Annotated in this window: 24 protein-coding genes and 1 pseudogene; 18 read left to right on the top strand and 7 right to left on the bottom strand. The window is 67.0% G+C overall.

The window, feature by feature from the left end; genetic code table 11:
* Positions 1–3 precede the first annotated feature (3 nt).
* From FQS62_RS18335 to FQS62_RS18325, 3 genes are all read left to right on the top strand, one after another.
* Complete coding sequence (locus tag FQS62_RS18335) at positions 4–504, top strand: RNA polymerase sigma factor (protein WP_049444433.1); 501 nt, start codon at positions 4–6, stop codon at positions 502–504.
* Positions 505–608: 104 nt separating this feature from the next.
* Positions 609–1541, top strand: coding sequence for a FecR family protein (locus FQS62_RS18330; RefSeq protein ID WP_049444431.1), 933 nt, complete (start codon positions 609–611; stop codon positions 1539–1541).
* Positions 1542–1807: 266 nt separating this feature from the next.
* Entirely contained in the window at positions 1808–4726 is a 2919-nt protein-coding gene (locus FQS62_RS18325; protein ID WP_208042878.1) for a TonB-dependent receptor, read from the top strand.
* 93 nt (positions 4727–4819) lie between these two features.
* Here FQS62_RS18325 and FQS62_RS18320 read toward each other — a convergent pair whose 3' ends face one another.
* Positions 4820–5077: a DUF2789 domain-containing protein gene (locus tag FQS62_RS18320; RefSeq protein ID WP_049444427.1), complete on the bottom strand. Its 258-nt coding sequence runs from the start codon at positions 5075–5077 to the stop codon at positions 4820–4822.
* Positions 5078–5184: 107 nt separating this feature from the next.
* Here FQS62_RS18320 and FQS62_RS18315 point away from each other — a divergent pair, with 107 nt between their 5' ends.
* The 5 genes and pseudogenes from FQS62_RS18315 to FQS62_RS18295 all read left to right on the top strand — a co-directional run bounded on the left by FQS62_RS18315 (position 5185) and on the right by FQS62_RS18295 (position 8136).
* Positions 5185–5772, top strand: a complete 588-nt coding sequence (locus FQS62_RS18315; protein WP_049444425.1) for a biliverdin-producing heme oxygenase — start codon at positions 5185–5187, stop codon at positions 5770–5772.
* A gap of 31 nt (positions 5773–5803) precedes the next feature.
* The gene (locus tag FQS62_RS18310) at positions 5804–6271 is read left to right on the top strand and encodes a YbaN family protein (RefSeq protein ID WP_005410928.1); all 468 of its coding nucleotides are present in this window, start codon (positions 5804–5806) and stop codon (positions 6269–6271) included.
* The gene (gene exbB, locus FQS62_RS18305; protein ID WP_208042877.1) at positions 6258–6986 is read left to right on the top strand and encodes a tonB-system energizer ExbB; all 729 of its coding nucleotides are present in this window, start codon (positions 6258–6260) and stop codon (positions 6984–6986) included. Before FQS62_RS18310 ends, exbB begins: the two co-directional genes overlap by 14 nt.
* Positions 6987–6995: 9 nt before the next feature.
* Positions 6996–7421 carry a TonB system transport protein ExbD gene (gene exbD / locus FQS62_RS18300; RefSeq protein ID WP_208042876.1) on the top strand — a complete coding sequence of 142 codons (426 nt, stop codon included), beginning with the start codon at positions 6996–6998 and terminating at the stop codon, positions 7419–7421.
* Positions 7418–8136: pseudogene (locus FQS62_RS18295) on the top strand (energy transducer TonB). Before exbD ends, FQS62_RS18295 begins: the two are co-directional and overlap by 4 nt.
* 51 nt (positions 8137–8187) lie before the next feature.
* Here FQS62_RS18295 and FQS62_RS18290 read toward each other — a convergent pair.
* Positions 8188–10215, bottom strand: a complete 2028-nt coding sequence (locus FQS62_RS18290; protein ID WP_049444416.1) for a sodium-translocating pyrophosphatase — start codon at positions 10213–10215, stop codon at positions 8188–8190.
* 359 nt (positions 10216–10574) lie between these two features.
* Here FQS62_RS18290 and FQS62_RS18285 point away from each other — a divergent pair, with 359 nt between their 5' ends.
* A complete protein-coding gene (locus FQS62_RS18285; protein WP_049444414.1) occupies positions 10575–11078 on the top strand; it encodes a hypothetical protein in 504 nt (167 codons plus the stop codon).
* 70 nt (positions 11079–11148) lie between these two features.
* On the opposite strand, the gene FQS62_RS18280 is transcribed toward FQS62_RS18285, so the two are convergent.
* Both FQS62_RS18280 and FQS62_RS18275 read right to left on the bottom strand, forming a co-directional pair.
* Positions 11149–11538 (bottom strand): DUF488 domain-containing protein, encoded by a 390-nt coding sequence (locus FQS62_RS18280; protein WP_049444412.1) that lies wholly within the window; start codon positions 11536–11538, stop codon positions 11149–11151.
* A 118-nt stretch (positions 11539–11656) separates the two neighbouring features.
* Positions 11657–12913: a 6-phosphofructokinase gene (locus tag FQS62_RS18275; protein ID WP_208042875.1), complete on the bottom strand. Its 1257-nt coding sequence runs from the start codon at positions 12911–12913 to the stop codon at positions 11657–11659.
* A 136-nt stretch (positions 12914–13049) separates the two neighbouring features.
* Between FQS62_RS18275 and FQS62_RS18270 the strand changes: the two genes are divergently transcribed.
* The 3 genes from FQS62_RS18270 to FQS62_RS18260 all read left to right on the top strand — a co-directional run bounded on the left by FQS62_RS18270 (position 13050) and on the right by FQS62_RS18260 (position 15881).
* A complete protein-coding gene (locus FQS62_RS18270; RefSeq protein ID WP_014038375.1) occupies positions 13050–13613 on the top strand; it encodes an adenylate kinase in 564 nt (187 codons plus the stop codon).
* A gap of 328 nt (positions 13614–13941) precedes the next feature.
* Positions 13942–15306, top strand: coding sequence for a UDP-N-acetylmuramate:L-alanyl-gamma-D-glutamyl-meso-diaminopimelate ligase (gene mpl / locus FQS62_RS18265; protein ID WP_208042874.1), 1365 nt, complete (start codon positions 13942–13944; stop codon positions 15304–15306).
* Positions 15303–15881, top strand: coding sequence for an LON peptidase substrate-binding domain-containing protein (locus FQS62_RS18260; RefSeq protein ID WP_208042873.1), 579 nt, complete (start codon positions 15303–15305; stop codon positions 15879–15881). The genes mpl and FQS62_RS18260 overlap by 4 nt, the downstream gene beginning before the upstream one ends.
* Before the next feature lie 122 nt (positions 15882–16003).
* Here FQS62_RS18260 and FQS62_RS18255 read toward each other — a convergent pair whose 3' ends face one another.
* Positions 16004–18001 (bottom strand): bifunctional DedA family/phosphatase PAP2 family protein, encoded by a 1998-nt coding sequence (locus tag FQS62_RS18255; protein WP_208042872.1) that lies wholly within the window; start codon positions 17999–18001, stop codon positions 16004–16006.
* Positions 18002–18086: 85 nt separating this feature from the next.
* Between FQS62_RS18255 and FQS62_RS18250 the strand changes: the two genes are divergently transcribed.
* The 3 genes from FQS62_RS18250 to FQS62_RS18240 all read left to right on the top strand — a co-directional run bounded on the left by FQS62_RS18250 (position 18087) and on the right by FQS62_RS18240 (position 19780).
* Entirely contained in the window at positions 18087–18749 is a 663-nt protein-coding gene (locus tag FQS62_RS18250) for a serine/threonine-protein kinase (RefSeq protein WP_049444404.1), read from the top strand.
* Positions 18746–19252 (top strand): DUF2867 domain-containing protein, encoded by a 507-nt coding sequence (locus FQS62_RS18245; RefSeq protein ID WP_208042871.1) that lies wholly within the window; start codon positions 18746–18748, stop codon positions 19250–19252. The genes FQS62_RS18250 and FQS62_RS18245 overlap by 4 nt, the downstream gene beginning before the upstream one ends.
* A 165-nt stretch (positions 19253–19417) precedes the next feature.
* Complete coding sequence (locus FQS62_RS18240; protein WP_071306611.1) at positions 19418–19780, top strand: DUF4288 domain-containing protein; 363 nt, start codon at positions 19418–19420, stop codon at positions 19778–19780.
* A gap of 45 nt (positions 19781–19825) precedes the next feature.
* On the opposite strand, the gene FQS62_RS18235 is transcribed toward FQS62_RS18240, so the two are convergent.
* Complete coding sequence (locus tag FQS62_RS18235; RefSeq protein WP_164158585.1) at positions 19826–20509, bottom strand: hypothetical protein; 684 nt, start codon at positions 20507–20509, stop codon at positions 19826–19828.
* A gap of 108 nt (positions 20510–20617) precedes the next feature.
* Between FQS62_RS18235 and FQS62_RS18230 the strand changes: the two genes are divergently transcribed.
* From FQS62_RS18230 to FQS62_RS18220, 3 genes are all read left to right on the top strand, one after another.
* On the top strand, positions 20618–21436 hold the full coding sequence (locus FQS62_RS18230; protein ID WP_049412060.1) for an SDR family oxidoreductase: 819 nt from the start codon (positions 20618–20620) through the stop codon (positions 21434–21436).
* A 93-nt stretch (positions 21437–21529) separates the two neighbouring features.
* On the top strand, positions 21530–22522 hold the full coding sequence (locus tag FQS62_RS18225) for a YiiG family protein (RefSeq protein WP_208042870.1): 993 nt from the start codon (positions 21530–21532) through the stop codon (positions 22520–22522).
* Positions 22523–22539: 17 nt separating this feature from the next.
* Entirely contained in the window at positions 22540–23505 is a 966-nt protein-coding gene (locus tag FQS62_RS18220; RefSeq protein WP_208042869.1) for a YiiG family protein, read from the top strand.
* Positions 23506–23607: 102 nt separating this feature from the next.
* Here FQS62_RS18220 and FQS62_RS18215 read toward each other — a convergent pair whose 3' ends face one another.
* On the bottom strand, positions 23608–24480 hold the full coding sequence (locus FQS62_RS18215; RefSeq protein WP_154349593.1) for an ion transporter: 873 nt from the start codon (positions 24478–24480) through the stop codon (positions 23608–23610).
* Positions 24481–24495 lie beyond the last annotated feature (15 nt).

Genomic DNA, 24495 nt, shown 5'->3' with positions numbered 1-24495 from the left:
CGCATGTCCTCCAATGCCGCCTCCCTTACCGAACTGCTGATCCGCGAGCGGCCCGCGCTGCTGCGCCGGGTGCAGCGCATACTCGGCGGCGACAACGGCGCCGAGGACGTGATCCAGGCTGTGTGGTTCAAGGCCCGCGGGGTCGACGACAGTCAGTCCATCGACAATCCGCGCGCCTATCTGTACCGGTTGGCCGCGAATCTGGCCACCGACCACGGCCGCGAATCGACCCGGCGCAGCCGCCTGCTGGCCGATCACTACCTGTGGGGGCCGGACGAGGTGATCTCGACCGAGGAGCAGGCGATGGCACAGGACGAGCTGCAGCGGGTGCTCGACGCGGCAGGACACCTGCCGGAGCCGACCCGCACCATCTTCCGGCTCAACCGCCTGCAGGGCCTGACCCAGGCCGAGATCGCCCGCCGTCTCGGGGTATCGGTGACCACCGTCGAGAACCATGTGCGCAGCGCACTGCAACGACTGGCCTGGGCGCGCAGCGGCCGATGATCGCCCCAGCTTGGGGCTGGCCTTCGCTGAAACGTCTTGATCACTGGACCGTAGATGCGGTCTAGTTCCTTCGCCCGCGCTTGAATGCGCCTGTCCGCCAGCCGATGAGCCCGCCGAACACGCTGCCCGCCGCCAATGACGATGCCCTGGCCGAACAGGCCCGGGGCTGGATTGCGTGGCTGGCCTCGGGTGACATCGGCGAGGGGCGCATGCACGAGTTCGAGCGCTGGCTGGCACAACCGGGGCACCGACGCGCCTTCGAACACGAGCGTGCGCTGTGGCGCAGTGTCGGGCCGCGCCCGCAGGCCACACCGGTCAAACGACGTCGACCGCGGCGGCTGCGCTGGGCAATGACCGCGGCGGCGGCACTGGCGATGCTGGTCGCCTGGCCCGAGGCCTGGTTGCGGCTGCAGGCCGACCATCGCAGCACGCATGTCGTGCAGAACGTGCAACTGCCCGATGGAAGTCGCGCCGTGCTGGATGCGGACAGCGCGATCGCCGTGCGCTTCGATGCACATGCGCGCGAGATCGAGCTGCTGCGTGGACGCGCCTGGTTCGAAGTCAGCCCGGATGCACAGCGGCGTTTCAGCGTGCGTGCGGGCAATGGTGTGGTCGAGGACATCTCCACCGCGTTTACCGTCGCGCGTGGCGATGATCGGGTGGAAACCCAGGTCGGGCAGGGCAGGGTGCGTGTGGCCAGCCCGGCCGACGGTGGCTGGACCTACCTGCAGGTGGGCCAGCGTGCCGTCTATGGCGGGCGCAGCGGCGTGATGCGTCTGCAGGATGTGGCCGCCGACAGTGTGGGCGCATGGCGCCAGGGCGAGCTGCTGCTGGAGCAGGCCAGCGTCGCTGACGCCGTGCAATGGGTGGGGCGTTATCGTGCAGGCCCGACGTTCGTGCGCGGTGATCTGTCACGACTGCCCGCAGTGAGTGCCGCATTGCGCATCGATCGCCCGGAGCAGGCGCTGGATGCGTTGGCGGCAACAGCAGGTCTTCGGGTTACGCGTCTTCCCTTCGGCGTCGCCATCGTGCAGTAGATCCACGCCATTCGTGGATGACCGTCCCTGTGCCGACCAACGGTCGGCACCCACCGCTGCAACCAGCCGACCAACGGTCGGCACCCACGCTGCAACCAGCAGACCAATGGCCGGCCCCCGTCGCGACCACAAATCGCTCTTGGGGTTGCCACGTTTTCATCCGTCTTACTCCGCGAACGTACCCGCCGCCGCCACGTACGTCGCCGTGTCCGCCCGTGTTGCGGATGACGCCGCGCCCGCGGCACTGATTACCTGACAGGTTCCCCATGTTCGACTCCCACCGCACGGGCCGCGCGCTGCGCCCGTCCCGCCTGTGCATTGCATTGCTGGCTGCCGGCCTGGCCACTGCCACGCCATCCGTGCTGGCGCAGAACGCGAGCGGCGATCACCCCGCCGTACAGCGCTTCGATATCCCCGCGCAGCCCTTGGACGAGGCACTGCGCAGCTACATGCGCCAATCCGGCGTGCAGGTGGTGTATCCGGCCACACTGGCGAAGGGGATAACCTCGCGTGCGGTCAGCGGCAGCCTGTCGGCCAGCGAGGCGCTGCAGCATCTGCTGCAGGGCAGTGGCCTGGCGGTGCGCCGGGTCAGCGCCGATGCGGTGACCCTGGAAGTGGCAGCGTCGGCGCAGGCCGACAGCGGTGTGATTGTCACCGATACGCTGAGCGTGGCCGGTGACCGCGTCGACAGCAGCGCGAACAGCGACGAGGCGCGCCTGCTCGACAGCTATCGCAGCGTCGGCTCCACCACCACGCTCAACCGCACGCAGCTGGAACGTTTCCGCGGCACCTCCAACGGCGACATCGTCAAGGGCGTGGCCGGCGTCACCGCTGGTGATCCGCGCGTGGGCAACGGCTTCGACGTGAACATCCGTGGCATCCAGGGCCAGGGTCGCGTGCCGGTGATCATCGATGGCGGCCAGTCCAGCATGGATACCTACCGCGGCTATGCCGGCCAGTCACAGCGCACCTACCTCGACCCGGACCTGATCTCCAACCTGACCATCACCAAGGGCCCGAGCCTGCAGGCCAACGCCTCCGGCGGCATCGGCGGCGTGGTCGAGATGGAAACGCTGAAGATCGGCGACGTGCTGCGCGAAGGCCGTGACTTCGGCGTACGCGTGCGTGGCGGCCTGGCCAACGCCAGCGCCAACAACCTGCCGGCCTACAGCGCCGCGCCGCGCAGCGATCGCAGCGCCACCGGCAGCCAGTTCTTCAACGTGGCTGCAGCCGGTCACTGGGACCGCTTCGATCTGGTTGCTGCCTACGCCTACCGCGACAATGGAAACTACTTCTCTGGCAAGCACGGCTACGACGACTTCCCGCAGACCCGGCGCACGCTGGCACCGCTGAACCCGCCGCGTACCGAGGTCTTCAATACCGCGGCGCGCTCGAAGTCGGCGCTGCTCAAGGGCACCTGGCGCATTGACGACGCGCAGACGCTGGAGGCCGGTTACCGCCGCTACGAAGGCACCGCCGGCGAGATCATGGCGTCGCAGATCATCCGTGTGGATCGTGACCGCATTCCGCAATGGGATCCGGGCCACGTCGACATGGACAGCTACACGCTGCGCTATCGCTTCAATCCGGACAGCGAGCTGATCGACCTGCGCGTCAATGCCGCGTACACCGACACCGACAGCGTGATGTACAACAGCCTCACCGGTATCACCCCCTGGTACTTCGATCGCCGTACCGAGTGGTACGACGCGCCCAGCTTCAGTGGCGACCCCGGCTACAAGGATGCCTACCGCAACCCGCTGCGACAGAAGCGCTTCGGACTGGATGCCAGCAACACCTCGAAGTTCGACACCCGGGCCGGCGCGTTCACGCTGGACTACGGCCTGTCCTACAGCGACGAAGACATCGCGCCGGGCAGTTCGGGGCCGGTCATGCACGACGATCTGGTCAACAACCGTTTCCTGCGCAATGCCGAGCGCAAGGAATACAGTGCCGTGGCCTCGCTGAAGTGGCAGCCCGATGAGCATTGGGAACTGCTGGCCGGCGGCCGTTGGAACCGCGTGGATGTGCATGACCGCAACCGCCTGGCCACGCCCGATGCCTATGAAGTGCAGGGCCAGTACCGCTACACCGAGCTGCTCAATGGCAACCCGGCGCTGCCGTCGTGGCGGGCCAAGCGTATCGCGCTGCTGAACTGGTACCCGGACGCCAACGGCAACTTCACCCGGGAATCGCTGCTGGCCTCACCGTACAAGAAGGGCACGGTGGGCGACATCGGTGGCTGGAACTTCTACGACGCCGGCAAGCCGCAGGACCTGGAAGTGCCGGTCAGCTGGACCTGGTCGCAGCCGATCCGCCGTCGTGACACCGCGTTCTCGCCGACCGCCAGCGTGGCCTACCGCTTCAGCGAAGACACCATGGTCTACGTGAAGTATGCCGAAGGCACCAAGCTGCCGAGCCTGTTCGAGACCACGCTGGGCCTGTTCACCGCCGCCAAGCCGGTGGGTGAGCTGAAGCCGGAGCGCGCGCGCAGCTGGGAAATCGGTGCCAGCACCATCCGCTATGACCTGTTCACTGCAGGTGATCGCCTGGCGCTGAAGCTGGCGTATTTCGATACCCGCATCGACGACCTGATCACCCGTGACTACCGCACGCTGTCGGCCGGCCTGATCCGCAACGTCGACCAGTTCAAGGTCTCGGGCATGGAGTTCCAGTCCAGCTATGACAGCGGCAAGGTATTTGCCGATCTGTCCGCGCACTATTACTTCAAGGCCAAGACCTGCGCGCCGGACATCGCCGCCGAGCGCCGTGCCTACGGCGCACAGCGCAGGAACGGCGAGCTGGCCAACACGCCCGACTGCGTGGATGGCGGCTTCGAGGGCTCGTACACCAATACCCAGAATCCGCCGCGTTACATGGTCAACCTGACCCTGGGCTCGCGCCTGTTCGACGAACGCCTGACCTTCGGTACCCGCGTGGTCCACAACGCCGGCCCGATCAGCAAGCTGGACAAGGACTGGAACGTGGGCCTGTCGGCGATCCAGCAGCTGTACCGGCCGAACACCCTGGTGGATCTGTTCGCCAGCTGGAGCTTCAACGACCAGCTGTCGGTGGAAGCCGGCGTGGACAACCTGACCGACCGCTATTACCTGGACCCGCTTGCCCTGGGCGTGATGCCGGCCCCGGGCCGCACCGCGCGGCTGGCGTTGACCTGGAAGTACTGATCACCAGCGCAGAGCGCCTTTGGTGGGTGCGGACCTTGGTCCGCACCGCTTCTGCCGTGCAATCGCCAGCACCTGGCCACGCCCGGCGTCTGCTTACAGCCCGGTCGAAGCCTTCACCGCGTCTTCGTGCAGGGACTCGTTCAGCTCGTCCACCACGGTGGTCCATGCTGCATCGGCCTGCAGCGATTCAGACAGGAACTGGCGCTGGGCATCGTTCCAGTAGGGTGCCTCGACCACTTCGACATCGGTAGCCAGCTGGTGCTCGCGGATGAAGCGGGCGATGCCCTCGGCACTGGCATCCAGGCCCAGCTGCAGGAACAGGTTGGTCATGCGCGGTTCGGTGGTGATCATCGTCGGTTCCTACGGGAAGAAGGGATGCACCATTATCGGTGCACATGGCCTTGGGGAAAGCCCCGTGGCGAACGTCTACAGCAGGACGACCCCCTTGGCATTCCCCCATGAACGCACACATCGCTCCCGAAGACAGCCGCAGCCTGCGGCTCAAGGCCGCCACCCGCGACAGCCACGGTGCCCTGGACAAGCGCATCATGGCCGGCGACATCTTCGCCGACCGCAGCAACTTCGCTCGCTTCCTGCGCGTGCAGTATCGCTTCCACCGCAGCATCGATGCGCTGTATGCCAACCCTGCGCTGGACGCACTGCTGCCCGATCTCGATGAGCGCCGCCGCCTGACCCAGGTCGCACGCGACCTGCAGGACCTGGAGCAGACCCTGCCAGGTGCGGACATCGACGCGCTGCCCTCGGACCTGGCGCTGCCCGCCGCGTTGGGGTGGCTGTACGTGGCTGAAGGCTCCAACCTGGGCGGCACCATTCTGTACAAGATGGCCGCCAGGCTCGGCCTGGACCGTGATTTCGGCGCCCGCCACCTGGCCGCGCATCCGGATGGCGCGGCGCGCCACTGGCGCGAGTTCACCGCTGCGCTGGACGCGGTGCCGCTGAGTGCCGAGCAGGAGCAGCAGGTGATCGACGCGGCCGACGCCGCGTTCCGCAGCGTACACGGCCACGTCGAAGTGGAATTCGCCTGATGCACGGCGCGCGCCCACAGGTGCAGCGCTGATGCGCTGGCTCTGGTTCGCGCTGGGCTGGTTGATGGTGGGCCTCGGGGTGATCGGCGCGTTGCTGCCGGTGATGCCGACCACCATCTTCCTGATCCTGGCCGTGGGCTGCTTCGCGCGCAGCTCGCCGAAGTTCGAGCAGCGCCTGCTGGCGCATCCGCGTTATGGCCCGTCATTGCGGCTGTGGCGTGAGCAGGGGGCGGTGTCGCGCAAGGGCAAAGCGTTTGCCAGTGCCGGCATGGCGCTGGGCTTTGCCCTGTTCTGCTGGGGCGCGCACCCGTCCTGGCGCCTGCTGTTGGGCGTGGGCCTGTTCTTCGCGGTCAGCGCCGGCTACGTGCTGAGCCGACCGGCACCGCGGCTTGAGCCCCATCCGGTCGTGGAAGTGGACGACGCCAATGATCCGCGCGCGGCCCGTCGTCGCGCAGCGACCCCTGATGCTGATGGAAACCGAGACGATGCTGCCTGCTGACCTGGTCCCTGTGGCCGCCCCCGCATTGACCCCGTGGGGCATGTATCTGGCCGCCGACGTGGTGGTGAAGGCCGTGATGATCGCGCTGGCACTGGCGTCGCTGGCCACCTGGACCGTGCTGCTGGCCAAGGGCTGGGAACTGGCTTGCCAGGCCCGGCAGTTGCGTGCAGCGCGCGCGCTGTTGCTGCAGGCGCCGAGCCTGCCCGGCGAGAGCGCCGATGCCAGTGTGCAGCAGGGCACTGCGCTGGCGATGTTGGATGCGGCCCGCACCGAACTGCGCCTGTCGCAGGATCTGGAAGGGCGCGACGGCATCAAGGAGCGCATTGCATCGCGCCTGGACCGTATCGAGCTGGAGACCGCGCGCGTGCAGCGGCGCGGCATCGGTGTGCTCGCAAGCATCGGCGCGGTGGCGCCCTTCGTCGGCCTGTTCGGCACGGTGTGGGGCATCATGAACAGCTTCATCGGCATCGCCCACAGCAACACCACCAACCTGGCGGTAGTTGCGCCCGGCATCGCCGAGGCCCTGCTGGCGACCGCGCTGGGCCTGGTTGCAGCGATTCCCGCAGTGCTGGTCTACAACCACTTCAGCCGTGTTCTGGCCGGCCTGCGGGATCTGCTCGGCGACCTGTCGGCGGCTGTGCAGCAGCTGGTTTCGCGCGATCTCGATCGCACCGTGCCGCGTACCGCAGCGGCACCGCTGCGTGCGGTGCACTGAGGCACGACGATGGCGATCAGGACCGCGTCCGGCCGCGAAGATGCCCCCGAAGAAGCGCACGAGATCAATGTCACGCCCTTCATCGACGTGATGCTGGTGCTGCTGATCATCTTCATGGTGGCCGCACCGCTGGCGACCGTGTCGGTGCCGGTGCAGCTGCCAGCCAGCAGCGCCAGTGCCACGCCGCCCGAACAGGCGCCGGTGTATGTGACCATGCAGGCCGATCTGTCGCTGCGCGTTGGCGAACAGGCCGTAGCGCGCGACGGGCTGGCGGCTGCATTGCAGGCGGCCACCCACAGTGACACCGCGCAGCGTATCTTCCTGCGCGCCGATACCCACGTGCCCTACGGCGAACTGATGGCCACGCTGGATGCATTGCGTGCGGCCGGTTACCTGAAGGTCGCGCTGGTCGGCCTGGAGCAAGGCGCACGATGAGTGGACTGCGGCGCTGGGCGACCAGCCTGGCGATCGTGCTGCTGGTGCACGCGCTGCTGATCGGCGCGGCCTGCTGGTGGGTGACGCGCGCACCGGTGCTGGCTGCGACGGCGCCGCCCGCCGCGCTGATGCTGGAACTGGCACCGATGGCGCAGGCACCGCCGGTGCCGCCGCGCGAGGTCGCCACCGGTCCACTGCAGCAGCAGCAGCGGCAGGCGCGCCGAAGCCGGCCCTGCGCGAGCAGCCGAAGGCGCCGGCGCAGCCGCAGGGTGACCTGCCACCGCCGCGTACGCCGGAGCCGACGCCCTCGCCGGACACCGCTGACGCCAACGTTGCGCAGACCAGCGCACCGCCGCAGGTGGCGGCCGACGCGGCCGCACGCTACACCGCACCGCAGACCACGGCCGGCGAACGCAGTCGCGCCGAGGCAACCTGGGAAGGGCGCCTGCTCGGGCATCTGCAGAAGCATCGGCGCTATCCGCGCCAGGCCGAGCGGCTGCGCCAGCAGGGCGTGGTCTACGTGCGCTTTGCCGTGGCCCGAGATGGCGCGGTCTCGGGGTTGAAACTGGGCCGCAGCAGTGGCTTCGCGCTGCTCGACCAGGAGACGCTGGACACCGTGCAGCGGGCCAGCCCGCTGCCGGCGCCGCCGGCCGAAGTGGCCGGCGACCCGGTGGAAGTGATGGTGCCGGTGTCGTTCTTCCTGCGCGGGCGGTGACCGTGTAGAGCCGAGCTTGCTCGACTCTACGGGTTTACGCATGGCGTGGATCTACAGCAGCGGTACCAGCAGCAGCGCCACGATGTTGATGATCTTGATCAGCGGATTGATCGCCGGGCCGGCGGTGTCCTTGTACGGGTCGCCGACGGTGTCGCCGGTCACCGCGGCCTTGTGCGCCTCGCTGCCCTTGCCGCCGAAGTGGCCGTCCTCGATGTACTTCTTGGCGTTGTCCCAGGCGCCGCCGCCGGTAGTCATCGAAATGGCCACGAACAGGCCGGTCACGATCGTGCCGATCAGCAGGCCGCCGAGTGCGCGCGGCCCCAGCAGCAGGCCGACCACCACCGGCACCGCCACCGGCAGCAGCGACGGCACGATCATTTCGCGGATCGCCGAGCGGGTCAGCATGTCCACCGCCTTGTCGTACTGCGGCTTGCCGGTACCTTGCATGATGCCGGGGATCTCGCGGAACTGGCGGCGCACCTCTTCCACCACTGCACCCGCCGCGCGGCCGACCGCTTCCATCGCCATCGCACCGAACAGGTAGGGAATCAGGCCGCCGATCAGCAGGCCGATGATCACCGTGTGGTCGCTGAGGTCGAAGCGGAACTCCTGCCCGGGATGTGCAGCCTGCAGGTTGTGCGTGTAGTCCGCGAACAGCACCAGTGCGGCCAGCGCTGCCGAACCGATCGCATAGCCCTTGGTCACCGCCTTGGTGGTGTTGCCCACCGCATCCAGCGGATCGGTGATGTCGCGGATCTCCGAGGGCAGCTCGGCCATTTCGGCGATGCCGCCGGCGTTGTCGGTGATCGGTCCGTAGGCATCGAGCGCGACGATCATCCCGGCCATCGACAACATCGCGGTGGCGGCGATGGCGATGCCGTACAGGCCGGCCAGCGCGAACGCACCCCAGATCGCCGCACACACGGCCACCACCGGCAGCGCGGTGGATTTCATCGAAATGCCCAGGCCGGCGATGATGTTGGTGCCGTGGCCGGTGGTCGACGCCTGCGCCACGTGCTGCACCGGCTTGTACTGGGTGCCGGTGTAGTACTCGGTGATCCACACAATCAGCCCGGTCAGGACCAGGCCGATCAACGCGCAGCCATACAGCGCCATCGGCCCATGCACGTTGTCGGACATCAGCCCGGTTGTGATCGGGTAGAAGGCGATGGCGGCCAGCACGCCGGAGACGATCACGCCCTTGTACAGCGCGCCCATGATCGAGCCGCCCGGCTTCACCTTGACGAACAGCGCACCGATGATCGAGGCGATGATCGAAACGCCGCCCAGCACCAGCGGATACAGCACCGCATTGGCTCCCGCCTCGGCCAGCATGAGGCTGCCCAGCAGCATGGTGGCGATGACGGTCACCGCATAGGTCTCGAACAGGTCGGCGGCCATGCCAGCGCAGTCGCCGACGTTGTCACCGACGTTGTCGGCGATCACCGCCGGGTTGCGCGGATCATCTTCGGGAATGCCGGCTTCGACCTTGCCGACCAGATCGGCGCCGACGTCGGCGCCCTTGGTGAAGATGCCGCCGCCCAGGCGCGCGAAGATCGAGATCAGCGACGAACCGAACGCCAACCCGACCAGCGCGTGCAGCGCCTGCTCCATCGGCAGGCCCATCCGCAGCAGCAGTGCGTAGTAGCCGGCCACGCCCAGCAGGCCCAGGCCGACCACCAGCATGCCGGTGATCGCACCGCCGCGGAAGGCGACGTCCATCGCCGCGCTGATTCCGTGGCGTGCAGCCTCGGCAGTGCGTACGTTGGCACGTACCGACACGTTCATGCCGATGTAGCCGGCCGCGCCGGACAGCACCGCGCCGACCGCGAAGCCGATCGCGGTGTACCAGTTGAGGAACACACCGACCAGCACGAACAGCACCACACCGGCCACGCCGATGGTCAGGTACTGGCGGTTGAGGTAGGCACGTGCACCTTCCTGGATCGCCGTGGCGATCGCGATCATGCGTTCATTGCCGGTGGGTTGGCGCAGGATCCAGCGCGCCGAGACGATTCCGAACAGGATCGCGAGAATGGCGCAGCCCAGCGCCAGTGACAGCCCGTGACGTTCCAGCATTAGACCCCTCCGCAGAATGGATGTAGGCATCCAGTGGCGATGAACGGCACCACGAGGGGGACGACGGGCTGCAGCCTGGAACCAACCCGTACCGACCTTGGTGGTCGTCCGACGTATGGCGGTGTTCAGCATTCCCTGGTGCCCGCAGTATGCGTGCCGCCACTTATAGAGTCGAGCCATGCTCGACTGGCCTCTACGAGGCGCGCCTCCTGATCCTGTGGGTGCCCTCAAGATGGAAGGCATCGCCATGCGCGCGGCGCATGCCGTCGGGCCATGGCCATGATTCGAGAGCCACAGGCCTTTGCACCCCGTTAAGCCAGGCTCTGCAAGCCTGCGCTCAGTCCTGTAGGAGATCTCCCATGCGCCTGTCCCTGTTGATGCTTGCCGCCCTGGTCCCGGCTGTACCGGCACTCGCTGCGGAAACCCCGGAGCTGCAGCGCGCCGTGGGTGCCCCCCAGGCCATTGGTGCGGTGCACACCCTGCGGCAGATCCCCGAGGCCTGCGCGCGCCTGGAAGGTGCCTTCACCGGTCAGGCGGCCGAGCCGTATCGCTTCGCGCCGGTGCGGACCAGCGAGCAGTGCCAGCCGCGCGCGCGCTACGTCGACTACGCCAAGGCGCAGCCGAGTGCCGACAAGGGCTGGAAGCTCAATGATGTGATCCGCGTGCCCAGCGCCGCCTGCCCGGCACAGCAGGCCGTCGTGCGCGTCTGGCGCCTGCCGATGAACAACAGCCAGGCCCTGGACGGTCAGGGCCAGTCGCGGATCTACCTGGAAGAAGCAAAGAAGCAGGCTGCGGCCGGCCAGATCCCGAAGGTGACGATGTTCGCCGCGCAGCTGCAGATGGAAGGCAAGGCCTGCAATTGAATTTTGCGTGGGCGGAGGACCCACGCGGTCATCCACGGGTAGTGCCGGCCGCTGGCCGGCATCCGGGTGATCAATCCGCCAGCGTCGCCCCGCGCGCCACCAGCAGCTCGCGCAGGGCCTTGCGGTGGCAGTGCGCCTCATCCTCGCAATAGCACCCCACGCTGATGTCGCTGTGCTGCGACATCGCGGCCAGCAGGTCCAGCGCGTGGGCCGCATCCGGCGCCTTCATCTCGGTCGTGTAGTGGCGGAAGAAGGCGTTCCAGTCGGCGGCCGTTTTCGCCTCGTGCGCCTGCTTCACCAGTGCCGCGCTGGGTGACAGGGTCGGGAACCAGACGTCGTACCAGTCCTGTGTCGCGAACTCGCTGCGCGGCACGCCACGTGGTGGCCGTCGCACGGTACCGATGCGCAGGCCCTCGTCGGGCGCGCGCGGTGTACCCAATCGAACAACACGCAGTGCCATGGTGTGCCTCCACTAAAAGGGGACGGAGGGGATTAAGTCGTATCCGACCCACTGCTGACGCTGTTGGAGATAACGGAGGGGCAGATGCGACTTAATCCCCTCCGTCCCCTTTTTCGGCTCAGCCCTCGAACGGCGTCAGCTTCTGCTTCACCGCCACGTTCTTGAGGGTGACGTATTTCGGCAGGCCGTCGGTGCCGTACGGCAGCGGGGCTTCGCCCTTGATCAGGGGCGACAGGTAGGCGCGTGCCTTGGCGGTGATGCCGAAGCCATCGCGGCGGATGAAGCCGGCCGGCATCTTCTTCTCGTGGTTGGCGATCTTCGAGAGCGGTGCCGCTTCGATCTTCCAGCGGTACGGCGCATCGCTGCTGCGCACGATCACCGGCATCACGCCGTTCTGGCCCTTCAGCGCCAGCTGGACCGCGGCCTTGCCCACTGCCTGCGCCTGCTCCCAGTCGGTTTTGCTGGCCAGGTGACGGGCCGAGCGCTGCAGGTAATCGGGCAGCGCCCAATGGACCTTCAGGCCCAGCTGGTCCTTGACCCGACCCGCCAGGTGCGCCGCTACGCCGCCCAGCTGCGAGTGACCGAACGAGTCCTTGCCGCCGCCAGCATCGGCGACGAAACGGCCATCGGCGGTGGCGATGCCTTCCGACGCCACCACCACGCAGTAGCCGACACGCTCGACCACGGCCTTGACCTTGGCCAGGAACGCGTCCTCGTCGTAGGCGCGTTCGGGCAGCAGGATGATGTGCGGCGCTTCGTCATCGCCGTTACCGGCAAGGCCGGCTGCCGCAGCGAGCCAGCCGGCGTGGCGGCCCATCGCCTCGTAGATGAAGACGCGGGTGGAGGTCTCGGCCATCGCCGCCACATCCAGCGCCGCTTCGCGCACCGAGACCGCGGTGTACTTGGCCGCCGAGCCGAAGCCGGGGCAGGTGTCGGTCACCGCCAGATCGTTGTCGATGGTCTTGGGCACGCCGATGCAGGTCAGGTCGTAGCCGGAGGCCTTGGCCAGCTGTGAGACCTTCAGCGCGGTATCGGCCGAATCGTTGCCACCGTTGTAGAGGAACCAGCGCACGTCATGTGCGCGCAGCACCTCCAGCAGGCGGTCGTAGCGGGCGCGGTCGGCGTCCAGTGATTTCAGCTTGACCCGGCACGAGCCGAAGGCACCGCCCGGGGTATGAGCCAGGGCGCGGATCGCGGCGGCGCTCTCCTTGCTGGTGTCGATCAGCTCCTCGCGCAACGCACCGAGGATGCCGTTGCGGGCAGCCAGGACCTTGATGCCCTTGGCGCGGGCCTGCTCGATCACTGCCGCTGCGGTGGCATTGATGACCGCGGTGACGCCGCCGGACTGGGCATAAAGGAGAGTACCGTTGCGCATGCTTCTACCTGCTCGGGGGAGGGGACATTGCAGTGACATTACCCGTATGCGGTAAAGTGGCGCTATTGCGGTGCAGCGATACCGGTCCGTCCGGGGCGCGAACCTTCTTAATTTTCAACACGTTGGAGTCAGGTCAATGCGATTGGTTCTGTTGGGACCGCCCGGTTCGGGCAAGGGGACACAGGCGACGCGCCTGAAGGAAAAGCTGGGGATCGCCCACATTTCGACCGGTGACATGCTGCGCGCGGAAATCGCCGCCGGCACGGAGCTGGGCAAGCAGGCCAAGACGGTGATGGATGCCGGCAACCTGGTGTCGGACGACATCCTGCTGGGCATGCTGGAGTCGCGCCTGACCCAGGCTGATGTCGCCAAGGGCTTCATCCTTGATGGCTACCCGCGCAATGTGGCCCAGGCCAATGCGATGGACGGCCTGCTGGCCAAGATCGGCCAGCCGCTGGACGCCGTGGTGCAGCTGGACGTGGCCACCGAGCTGCTGGTCGATCGCATCGCCGGTCGTGCCAAGGAGCAGGGCCGCGCCGATGACAATCCGGAAGCGGTGCGCCAGCGCCTGCAGGTCTACAACGACCAGACCGCCCCGGTGGTCGATTTCTACGCCGGCCGTGGCACCCTGGCCCGCGTCGATGGCGTTGGTGAGCTGGACGAGATCGAAGCCCGCATCCTGGCAGCGATCAAGGCCTGATCCGGCAGGGCCGGCACGCGTCCGGCCCTTCGGGCGTAAAAAACACAGGCCTGGTCCGCGAGGATCAGGCCTGTGTCGTTTGATAGGCGCCAGCGGAGGGCTTGCTCAGGGCCCCGCAGCATGAGCTCCCTTGGGGATGGCCTCTTGGGGAGTAGGACCGGTTCGGGTACTGCGGCTGGCAGTTCGAATTGTGTCCGGGTTCACAGAACATCGCTATCGGGAATTCCCTGACAGATGATTGGAGTTTTCTCACATCCTGTGTAGGACTTGTCTTACCCGGGAGCGGACATTGGCCCTATACAGCCGTCATCGGTCACAATCCCCGATCATGAGCAGCGTACATATCCTTGCAATCGCCGGCACCTTCATGGGCGGCGTGGCCGCCCTGGCGCGGGAACTGGGCCATACGGTCAGCGGCAGCGACCAGGCCATCTACCCGCCGATGTCGACCCAGCTCGAGCAGCTGGGCATCACCCTGGACCAGGGCTACCGCGCCGACAGCGTGCCGGCCGGTACCGACGACGTGGTGATCGGCAACGCACTCTCGCGCGGCAATGCCGCCGTTGAGGCCGTGCTCGACGCCGGCCAGCGCTACATTTCCGGTGCCCAGTGGCTGTCCGAACAGGTGCTGCCGGGCCGTGACACGCTGGCCGTGGCCGGCACCCACGGCAAGACCACCACCACCACCATCCTCACCTGGCTGCTGGAAAGCGCCGGTCGTTCGCCCGGTTTCCTGATCGGCGGCGTCGCCGAGGATTTCGGCGTCTCTGCCCGCCTGGGCCAGGGCCGCGAGTTCGTGGTCGAGGCCGACGAGTACGACACCGCATTCTTCGACAAGCGCAGCAAGTTCGTGCACTACCGGCCGCTGGTGGCCATCCTCAACAACCTTGAATACGACCACGCCGACATCTTCCCGGACGTGGCCGCGATCCAGCGCCAGTTCCATCACCTGGTGCGCACGGTGCCGGCGCGCGGCCGACTGATCGTCAACGGTGAGGATCAGCATCTGGCCGAAGTGCTGGCGATGGGCTGCTGGACCCCGGTCGAGCGTTTCGGATTCGATCCTTCGCTGGAATGGCATGCCGAGCTGCTGGCTGCCGATGGCAGTGCATTCCGTGTGCACCATCGTGGGCAGGCGCTGGGCGATGTGCAGTGGTCGCTGCTGGGCCGCCACAACGTACTCAACGGCCTGGCCGCGTTGGCTGCCGCACATGCAGTGGGCGTGGCGCCGGCCGAGGTGATCCCGGCATTGGCACGCTTCCGCAGCGTCAAGCGCCGTATGGAAGTGATCGGCAGCCATGACGGCATCACCGTCTACGACGATTTCGCCCACCACCCGACCGCAATCGCCACCACGCTGGAAGGCCTGCGTGCCAAGGTGGGCGATGCGCGCATCGTGGTCGCGATGGAACCCCGCAGCAACTCGATGCGGCTGGGCGCACATGCGCAGGCGCTGGCACCGTCGCTGGTGCTGGCCGATGAAGTCGTGTTCCTGCATCGCCCGGAACTGGCCTGGGATGCTGCTGCGGTGATCGCCGAGGTGCATGGCGAGGCGCACGCCGTGCCCGATACCGACGCGCTGCTGGCGCAACTGCAGGCCAGCGCGCGCAGTGGTGACCATGTGGTGTTCATGTCCAACGGTGGCTTCGACGGCGCACCGCGCCGCTTCCTTGCCGCGCTGCAGGCCCGATGAGCGTCGACGGTTCGCTGCCGCTGTTTCCGCTGCACACCACGCTGGTGCCAGGTGCGGCGGTGGGCCTGCGCGTGTTCGAACGCCGCTACCTGGATCTGGTCCGCGACAGCGGCCGCAGTGGTGAGGGCTTTGGTGTCTGCCTGATCCTCGACGGCCAGGAAGTGGGGGCCCCGGCGACACCGGCGGCGTATGGCGTGCATGTACGCATCGAAGACTTCGATGTCGGCGCTGACGGCGTGCTGCAGCTGCGCCTGCGCGGCACCCGTCGTTTCCATGTCGAGCGCACCCGTGTGCGCGACAACGGGCTGGTGGTGGCCGATGTGCGCTGGTGCGAGGAAGACCCCGACGACGAACTGCGGCCGCAGCATGCGCTGCTGGCCACGGTGCTGGGGCACATCATCGAACAGGCCGGCGAGGCCTATGCGCCGGCCAGTCCGGCGCTGCTGGACCAGGCCAGCTGGGTCGGCTGGCGGCTGGCCGAGCTGCTGCCGCTGAGCGAGCAGCAGCGCCTGCAGCTGCTGCAGATGGATGACCCGCACCAGCGCCTGCAGCAGTTGCTGGGCTGGATGCCGTAGAAGCCATCCACGCAGGGCGTGGATCTGCTGTAGAGCCGAGCCCATGCTCGGCTTGATGGATCCCGCGAAGAGCAGCCGAGCATGGGCTCGGCTCTACACTGGGTGATCGCGACCGTTACCGATCAGGGCGTGGTGGTCTTCAACCGCAGCACCGGCAGCCCGGTTTCGCTGTGCACGTCCTCGCGTTGCGGAAGCTCCTGCACGGCCTCCTTCACCGCATTCAAGGCCGGGTCGACGCCACGTAGCGGGTGCCACATGCCGATCCACTCGAAGTGACGCTCGTAGCGCAGGGTCTGTGCACTGCCCAGCCACAATGGCGTGTTGCCCGGCTGCAGCTGTGCCGGTGCCGGCCACAGGCGCAGCACGTAGCGCTCCTCCGGCTGCGCGCCCTGGCGCACCATCAGCAGTGCTTCCACACGGGTGTCCAGCGTGGCCGGCAGCACCGGCAGTTCGTCGGCGCCGGTGTTCTTGTCCAGCATCAGCAGCGCCTGTTGCCAGCCCGCCTGTTCCTGCCGCTTCCAGCCGCGTGCTTCCAGCTGCGCCTGCAGCGGTGCCAGCGGCCCGGCCACCTGCACGTCCAGCGGCCAGCGCTGGTCGTCGTCGAACTCATTGCGGCGCGCCGGCAGCGTCACCCAGTCGTGCTGCCACCAGGCCTGCATGTCCATCGCCTGCGGTGCCGGCAGGGTCGGCTCGAAGCGTTCCAGCTTCACCGGGATGTGGCGTGGCGCGTACCACATCGCCGCCACGGCGAAGACGCCATAGAACAGCCAGGCCACCGGTTTCACCCAGAACGAGCGGTTGAAGCGGCGGCGGTAGGCGATGCCCAGCACCAGCAGCCAGAACGTGCCGAACAGCATGCCGCCGATCACGTCGCTCAGCCAATGCGCACCCAGGTACAGGCGCGAGAAGCCGATCAGGCTGACCACGATGCCCGACACCAGGTACGGCCAGACGCGGGTGCGGCCGGGCATCTCACGCGCGATCAGCACTGCGAAGAAGCCGAAGGTGATGGTGGCCATGGTCACCGACACCGAAGGGAAGCCGAAGCCGCTGCTGGCGTCGACCGGGCGCACCACATCCACGGTGGCACCCAGCAGCATGGTCAGCGCCAGGCCGAAGGCGAGGGCGGCCAGCCAATGTGCGGCCGCCATCCAGCGCCGGCGCCAGATCAGGTAGCCCATCGCTGCAGCGGTGGCCGGCAGCAGTACCTGCCAGGCACCCAGCGATGCCAGCGCGGCCATCGGGTAATCGGCCAGCGGGTTACGCAGCGCCAGCATGGCCTGGTGCACCAGCAGGTCGATCGCCAGCGGCTCGCCGTGCGCGACCACCACGGTCAACAATGCGAACCAGCCCCAGCCCAGTACCAGCAGCATCAACGCCAGCATCGCCAGCGGCACCGATTCACGGCGCTTGGGATCAAGCACGCCGACGGTATAGCGGCCCAGCGTCGGGTGGCGGTTGGACCAGTCCAGCAGGCGTGCCAGCCAGTTGTCCATGCGCGCGGCCGACCAGCGGTAGCCGTACAGCACGATGGCCCAGACCAGGCCGAGGATCACCGCCAGCAGGCCGACCACCACCACCAGTCGTCCGGCCACGGCGGCCACCGCGTCATACGCCTCACCGAGGATCCAGCCCGGGGCCAGGAACAACACGGCCCAGGAGATGCTGGCGATGCTGCTGGCCTGTACGTAGCGGCTGGCCGGCATCTTCATCATGCCGGCGATGGCCGGCACGAACGGGCGGATCGCGCCGACGTAGCGTGCGATCAGGATGCTTTTGAAGGCGTTGCGGCGGAACAGGTTCTCGCCGCGGTCGAGCAGCTGCGGATAACGGCTGAACGGCCACACGCCACGCAGGCGGTCGCCCCAGCGGCGGCCGATCCAGTAGCTGATACCGTCGCCGGCGAACGCGCCCAGCGCTGCAGCCGCTACCGCGTACGGCCCGGAGATCTGGCCCAGCCCGATGAACACGCCCACCGCGAACAGCAGTGGCAGCGCCGGCACGATGGCGCCAAGAATGATCACCGCATCGCAGAAGGCGATGAGGAAGATAACGGCACCCGCCAGCACGGGGTGAGCGGCAATCCACGCGAGCGTGGCGTCGATCCATGAAGAGTCCATTGTCCGATTATAGGGGCGTGAAGGTGACTGGTTCCCAGCCGCTTGGTGACCGTTTGCAACCGGCGCCATCGCCTAGAATGGGCCCATGCCGCATACGCCAGACGCTCCCCACCGTGCTTTGAAGGCCGACAGTTTCGGTCAGATCCTTCTGGTTGAAGGGCCCAATGGCCCGTTCGTGCGCCGCGATCTTGGCGCCACGCCGCTGTGGCTGCGGTTGCCGGCGTGGTGGCTTGCACGTCGCGAGGCACGCGCGCTGCGCCATATCCATGGCATGGCCGATGTGCCGCAGCTGCTGGCCTGGGATGGCCATCACCTGGACCGCAGCTTCATGGCCGGCGATGCCATGTACCAGCGCCCGCCGCGCGGCGATCTGGCCTGGTTCCGTTCCGCGCGCAGGCTGCTGCAGCAGCTGCATCGGAACGGCGTGGCCCACAACGATCTGGCGAAGGAGGCCAACTGGCTGGTGACCGAAGATGGCCGCCCGGCGCTGATCGACTTCCAGCTGGCGGTGATCGGCAACCCGCGCTCGCGCTGGATGCGGCTGCTGGCCCGCGAGGACCTGCGCCACCTGCTCAAGCACAAGCGCATGTACTGCCGTGAATCGCTCACCCCGGTGGAGAAGCGCGTGCTCAAGCGCACCTCGTGGGTGCGCGAACTGTGGTTTGCCACCGGCAAGCCGGTCTACCGCTTCGTTACCCGCCGCATCCTGCATTGGGAAGACAACGAAGGGCAGGGGCCGAAGCCGTGAAGGCTTCGCGGGTAGTGACCGGCCCGCCGAGTGCCGACAGTGCGCTGCGTGCGCAGTTGCCCGGTGCCGACTTCGTGCACGCCTGCCAGGCGACGACCCGTCGCGATGGGCGCTCGGCCTTGCAGGCCTATCGCGATATGGCGGCGACCATTCCCGGCTGGTTCGATGGGCTGATGGCGCTGCGCAACCACGGCATGCGCCTGCTCGGCATGAAGCATCTGGGCTCGTTGCGTGCGGTGCAGGCGGTCGAAGATCCTCAACCGGGCCAGCGGCTGGGCATCTTCACCCTGCAGTCGATGGATGACGATGCCATCGTGCTGGAGGACAACGACCGCCACTTGCGTGTGCAGCTGGCCCTGCAGTGGCAGGGCGACGTGCTGGAAGTGGCGACCGTGGTGCATACGCACAACGCGTTCGGGCGCGTGTACATGCTGCCGGTTGCGCCGGTGCACCGGTTGATCGTGCCGCATCTGTTGAAAAAGCAGGTGCAGGTGTACCGCTAGATCCACGCCATGCGTGGATGTGGTCTGTGATCTGCGGGCTGCTCAACGGCTAAACGGCTAAACGGCTCATTGCCCAGTGCCGCATGAATGTGGATTGCATCGGCAGCAGAAGACTCGCGGCATCCAAACCAGAGACAATCCGCAAGAGAATGATCGAGGTGATGCATGTGGTATTGCGCGCACGCAATTTTCTATTACGAGAGCCCAGGCCAGGGCTCGTTCCTGGTGCATGAGAACGTGTACCTGATCAGTGCCGACAACGATGAACACGCTCTTGAGAATGCAGAAGCGCTTGCTTCCGGGTATGAGGATCTGACCGGCCGCCTGGTGGGTGAAGGCGGTAGGCCGTACCTTTATCGATTCGCCGGAATCCGCAAGCTGATATCTGTGGAGCCTGGTCAGGACACCGCCGAGGGGCGCCTGCACTCCGGCGTGGAGGTCACGTACTCCGTGATGGCGGTGGATACGTTGGATCAGGTGAAACGGCTTGCCCGTGGTGATGGCGTGGCAGTGCTGTACCAGGAATAGAAATGTAGAGCCGAGCATGGCTCGGCTCTACAGGGGGCGGTGGCCTTACGGCGTCGCCGGCACGACCTGCTGGCCGATGAAGTTGCGCTTGGCGTCGAAGTCGTAGGCGATCTGCAACTGCCCGACATCCGGGCAAGCGTGGCAGTCGCGCAGCGGTGTGCGGTACATCACGCGGATGCCGCCGTTTTCCAGTGGCGAGGCTCCGGCCGACTGTGCCGGTGCGAACGGCGTGGCCTGCGGGTGGTCCTTCAGCAGGGCCTGTACAGCGGGGTCGGCACGCAGGGTGTCGTCCAGCTGCACGGCATCCACATCGATGCGCTTGCCACTGGCATCGACCAGGCGGGTGCCTTCATTGGTGTTGGCGCGGAACGGATACTCGACCGTGGCAATGCCCAGTCCTTCGTTCTCGTGCCATGCGGTCACATAGGCCAACTCGCCGCCGGTGGACAACTGCTCGGCCGCAGTGATGGCATCGGCACTGGCGCCACCGGCGCGCATCGCGTCGCGAAGGCAATCCCGGGTGGCCGCGTTCTCGCCCTGGCGGCACGCGTTGAGGTCGCCATCCCAGACCACCGCCTCGCTCCAGCGCATCTTGCCGTCGGCGGCGGCCTTCTCCGCACTCGGCGCGTCACCGGCGGGCGGCTCCTTTCCGGGTTCCGGCGAACGGCCCTGGCAGGCGGTCAGCAGGGCAAGCCCCAGGGCAGGCAGCAACAGGCGGGAACGGCGCATGGCGTGGACCTCGTGCGTTGTCTGGAGGCCCGAGTATCGTCAAGGGCGGGTGAACTCCGCGTCGGCGCGGCATACTAGCGGCTCATTGCATACGCTGGAGTGTGGAACGTGGGCAGTCTGCAGGGCAAAACGCTTTTCATCACCGGTGCCTCGCGTGGCATCGGCCTGGCCATCGCACTGCGCGCTGCGCGCGACGGCGCCAATGTGGCCATTGCGGCCAAGTCGTCGGTGCCGAATCCGAAGCTGCCGGGCACCATCCACACCGCCGCCGAAGCGGTGACGGCTGCAGGCGGGCAGGGCCTGGCGCTGAAGTGCGACATCCGCGAGGAAGAGCAGGTGCAGGCGGCGGTGGCGGCCACGGTCGACACCTTCGGTGGCATCGACATCCTGATCAACAACGCCAGCGCCATCTGGTTGCGCGGCACGCTGGATACGCCGATGAAGCGTTTCGACCTGATGCAGCAGGTCAATTCGCGCGGCAGCTTCCTGTGCGCGCAGGCCTGCCTGCCGTACCTGCTGCAGGCGCCGAACCCGCACATCCTGACCCTGGCACCGCCGCCGAGCCTGGAGCCGAAGTGGTGGGGCGCACATACCGGCTACACGCTGGCGAAGATGGGCATGAGCTTCGTCACCCTGGGCCTGGCCGCGGAATTCGGCCCGCAGGGCGTGGCGGTGAATGCGCTGTGGCCGCGCACCGTCATCGCCACCGATGCGATCAACATGATTCCGGGCGTGGATGCGGCTGGCTGCCGCACGCCACAGATCATGGCCGATGCCGCACACGCGGTGCTGGTGCGCGAAGCGGCCGGCTTCCACGGCCGGTTCCTGATCGACGATGAAGTGCTGGCGCAGGCCGGTATTACCGATCTTTCGGGCTATGCGGTGGATCCGTCGCGCGCGCTGTTGCCGGATCTGTTCCTGGATTGATCGCGCATCGCGGGAAGAGGCCGAGGGCTGCGACCCTTGGCCTGCTGCGTTAGAATACGTGGCTGTAATCGTTTTCAACAGGGATGTGAACACATGTCACGCACTCTTTCCGTCGCGGCGCTGGCCGCTTCGTTGTCGTTGATCCTGACCGCCTGCGGTGGCAAGGCCCCCGCAGCTGCGGGCGGCGCCGCTGCCTCCGGCACGCCGGACGCCAGCGCGGCGCCGTCCGACACACAGCAGCAGTTGACCGCCAAGCTCAACGCCTACATCGGCTGCTTCAACGCGCTGGATTCGAAGACCCACGGCAGCATCCAGTCCTACACGCGCTGGATCAAGGACGTCGACGCTGGCCCGACCGGGCGCGAGACGCACGTGTACGGACCGTTCGAGATCAGCGATTACGACATGAAGCAGTGCGACGCTCCGGTGACCGGGGCGATCGCTGCCAAGCCGGCGCTGGCCGATCTCGATGCTGCTGCAGGCCATTACCAGCAGGCGCTGAAGGCGCTGGTGCCGGTCAGCAAGGACGCGCACGACTACTACGATCGCCAGGACTACGAAGACGACCAGTTTGCCAAGGGCAAGCAGCTGCACGCGCCCTTGATGGCCGCCTTCAAGGATTTCGTGGCTGCCAGCGAAACGTTCAACGCCGAGCTGGAGCGTCAGAACGACGCCGCCCAGCGCGAACAGCTCAAGGCGCTGGAGCAGGCCGAGGGTCGCACGCGCGAGTACTACCGTCTGGCGATGATGCTGGAAGCCAAGGCCATCATGGATCTGATGAGCGAGGATGATTTCGATCAGGCCAAGGCCCGCGAACGCCTGGATGCCTTCAACCGCATTTCCGATGAAGCACATGCGAAGGTGTCTGATCAGGAGCCGGGCAAGCTGGACTGGAGCAGCTTCGAGCGCGAGGCCGAGAATTTCCGGCGCGAAGGCAAGGAGCGGCTGCAGCGCGTCAGCGAGAAAAAGCCTTACACCGATTTCGAACGACGCATGCTTGATTCGCCGTCGATGGCGCCGCGCGGTTCGGCCAGCAAGCTGATGCAGGAATACAACTCGCTCGTTTTCCAGAGCAACCGCCAGTGACCGGCGCGCCAGTACTCATGCGAGAGACCATGACGACGTCCTGTCTGCGTATCGCGCCTCTGCTGCTGATCGGCGCTGTGGCGGGCCTGAGCGGCTGCAACAGATCGGCAGGGCTGCCGGTGGCCGACCCCGGCCTGGAGAAGGTGAACGCCTACATCGAGTGCTACAACGGCGTTGAACAGCCCATCCACGAGGGCTTCCAGGCCTACACCAGCTGGATGAAGGACCCCGAAGCCGGCCCGACCGGCAAGGAAGCGCAGCCGCGTTCGCCCGGAAAGGTGCTGTCGCACCGCGTCGAGTACTGCGGCCAGCCACTGACCGACGCGCTGGCGAAGACCCCGGCACTGCCGATGGATGGCCCCGCGCGTGACTATCAGCAGGCATTCCAGGCATTGAACACCCTGGTCGAGCGTGCCGATGGCTACTTCACCCGCGAGGACTATCGCCGTGATGGCGGTGAAGGGATGCGCAGCCAGCATGCCCCGTTGATGCAGGCCTACGCCGATTTCTTCAAGGCCAGCGAAGCGATGGATGTGGCGCTGGAAAAGAACGAGAACGATCGCCGTGCCGCGCAGCTGAAGCAGATCGAGGAAAGCGAAGGGCGTTCGCTGGCCTACTACCACCTTCGCCTGCTGGGCGATGGCAAGCAACTGGCCACCGCGTTCCAGCACGACGCACCGGACGTTGCAGCGTTGCGCGCGCAGCTGGCTGACTATCAGGCTCTGGTGACGGAAATCCAGAATGACGGTGTCGGCAAGGACGACCCGATGTGGGGCCACGTGCAGCGTTCGGCGGACAAGCTGGTGCGTACCGCGGGACGCGGCGTCGAGCGCCTGGAGCAGCACAAGCCGATCACCGCCGATGCGCTGGCGGCCGAGCGCAAGGCATCGGGCAGCTGGCTCACCACCGATCCCGAAGGCGCGCAGTCGACGATTCTGGATGCCTACAACGACCTGGTGACCACCAGCAATCGCATGCGTTGAGGGGGATCCACGCATGGCGTGGATCTACCGAGGGGCGCGCCGGGCCATGCCCGGCGCGCCCCCTGTTGTTTCGGGAGTGCCGGCCGCTGGCCGGCATGACACTCAATGGTTGAACGCATCCGGCAGCTTGCCGCCGCACTTGCGGCAGTGCCGTGCATCCGGTTCGTGGCCTTCCAGCCCGCAGTCCGGGCAGCCACGCGCATCACGGCGTGCGGCCAGCTCGGCATCGCGCATGGTGCTGGCCAGTTCGGCGGTGTAGATGCCGGTGGGCACGGCGATGATGCTGTAACCGATCAGGATCAGCACCGAGGTGACGAAGCGGCCGAGCACGGTCTGCGGCACGATATCGCCGAAGCCCACCGTGGCCATCGTCACCACCGCCCAGTACATGCTGCTGGGAATGCTGGTGAAGCCATGGTTCGGTCCCTCGATCACGTACATCAGCGTGCCGGCGATGATGGTGATGGTGACCACCGTGAACAGGAACAGCAGGATCTTGCGCCGGCTGCGCCACAGCGACTGCATCAGCACGCCGCTTTCTTCGATGTAGCGGGTCAGCTTGAGAATGCGGAACACGCGCAGGATGCGCAGTGCGCGCACCACCAGCAGGCTCTGCGCACCGGGAATGAACAGTGACAGGTAGGTCGGCAGGATCGAGGCCAGGTCGATGATGCCCCAGATGCTCACCGCGTAGCGCAGCGGGCGCTTGACCACCGCCAGGCGCAGCACGTATTCGGCGGTGAACAGGATGGTGAAGCCCCATTCCAGCACGTACAGCCAGTCGGCATGGGCGATGTGGAAGCGCTGCACGCTGTCGAACATCACCACCAGCACGCTGGCGATGATCGCGTAGACCAGGATCAGGTCGAAATTGCGCGAGGGCCGGCTGTCGTGGCGGTAGATGATGTCGAACCACCGGCGGCGCCAGCCGGTCTCGGTGGCGGGGTTCAGCTGGGGGGCGGAAAACGGTCGCATGCGCGCATTGTGCCG

Origin of the sequence: Stenotrophomonas sp. SBJS02 (assembly GCF_020428325.2) — a bacterium.
Classification (GTDB): domain Bacteria; phylum Pseudomonadota; class Gammaproteobacteria; order Xanthomonadales; family Xanthomonadaceae; genus Stenotrophomonas; species Stenotrophomonas africana.
This window is presented reverse-complemented; position numbering and strand designations above follow the sequence as displayed.

Excerpts from the sequence above, each read along its gene's own strand:
- FQS62_RS18335 (WP_049444433.1), top strand. The coding sequence starts at position 4 with ATGTCCTCCAATGCCGCCTCCCTTACCGAACTGCTGATCCGCGAGCGG.
- FQS62_RS18330 (WP_049444431.1), top strand. The coding sequence starts at position 609 with ATGAGCCCGCCGAACACGCTGCCCGCCGCCAATGACGATGCCCTGGCC.
- FQS62_RS18325 (WP_208042878.1), top strand. The coding sequence starts at position 1,808 with ATGTTCGACTCCCACCGCACGGGCCGCGCGCTGCGCCCGTCCCGCCTG.
- FQS62_RS18320 (WP_049444427.1), bottom strand. The coding sequence starts at position 5,077 with ATGATCACCACCGAACCGCGCATGACCAACCTGTTCCTGCAGCTGGGC.
- FQS62_RS18315 (WP_049444425.1), top strand. The coding sequence starts at position 5,185 with ATGAACGCACACATCGCTCCCGAAGACAGCCGCAGCCTGCGGCTCAAG.
- FQS62_RS18310 (WP_005410928.1), top strand. The coding sequence starts at position 5,804 with ATGCGCTGGCTCTGGTTCGCGCTGGGCTGGTTGATGGTGGGCCTCGGG.
- exbB (WP_208042877.1), top strand. The coding sequence starts at position 6,258 with ATGCTGCCTGCTGACCTGGTCCCTGTGGCCGCCCCCGCATTGACCCCG.
- exbD (WP_208042876.1), top strand. The coding sequence starts at position 6,996 with ATGGCGATCAGGACCGCGTCCGGCCGCGAAGATGCCCCCGAAGAAGCG.
- FQS62_RS18290 (WP_049444416.1), bottom strand. The coding sequence starts at position 10,215 with ATGCTGGAACGTCACGGGCTGTCACTGGCGCTGGGCTGCGCCATTCTC.
- FQS62_RS18285 (WP_049444414.1), top strand. The coding sequence starts at position 10,575 with ATGCGCCTGTCCCTGTTGATGCTTGCCGCCCTGGTCCCGGCTGTACCG.
- FQS62_RS18280 (WP_049444412.1), bottom strand. The coding sequence starts at position 11,538 with ATGGCACTGCGTGTTGTTCGATTGGGTACACCGCGCGCGCCCGACGAG.
- FQS62_RS18275 (WP_208042875.1), bottom strand. The coding sequence starts at position 12,913 with ATGCGCAACGGTACTCTCCTTTATGCCCAGTCCGGCGGCGTCACCGCG.
- FQS62_RS18270 (WP_014038375.1), top strand. The coding sequence starts at position 13,050 with ATGCGATTGGTTCTGTTGGGACCGCCCGGTTCGGGCAAGGGGACACAG.
- mpl (WP_208042874.1), top strand. The coding sequence starts at position 13,942 with ATGAGCAGCGTACATATCCTTGCAATCGCCGGCACCTTCATGGGCGGC.
- FQS62_RS18260 (WP_208042873.1), top strand. The coding sequence starts at position 15,303 with ATGAGCGTCGACGGTTCGCTGCCGCTGTTTCCGCTGCACACCACGCTG.
- FQS62_RS18255 (WP_208042872.1), bottom strand. The coding sequence starts at position 18,001 with ATGGACTCTTCATGGATCGACGCCACGCTCGCGTGGATTGCCGCTCAC.
- FQS62_RS18250 (WP_049444404.1), top strand. The coding sequence starts at position 18,087 with ATGCCGCATACGCCAGACGCTCCCCACCGTGCTTTGAAGGCCGACAGT.
- FQS62_RS18240 (WP_071306611.1), top strand. The coding sequence starts at position 19,418 with ATGTGGTATTGCGCGCACGCAATTTTCTATTACGAGAGCCCAGGCCAG.
- FQS62_RS18235 (WP_164158585.1), bottom strand. The coding sequence starts at position 20,509 with ATGCGCCGTTCCCGCCTGTTGCTGCCTGCCCTGGGGCTTGCCCTGCTG.
- FQS62_RS18225 (WP_208042870.1), top strand. The coding sequence starts at position 21,530 with ATGTCACGCACTCTTTCCGTCGCGGCGCTGGCCGCTTCGTTGTCGTTG.
- FQS62_RS18220 (WP_208042869.1), top strand. The coding sequence starts at position 22,540 with ATGCGAGAGACCATGACGACGTCCTGTCTGCGTATCGCGCCTCTGCTG.
- FQS62_RS18215 (WP_154349593.1), bottom strand. The coding sequence starts at position 24,480 with ATGCGACCGTTTTCCGCCCCCCAGCTGAACCCCGCCACCGAGACCGGC.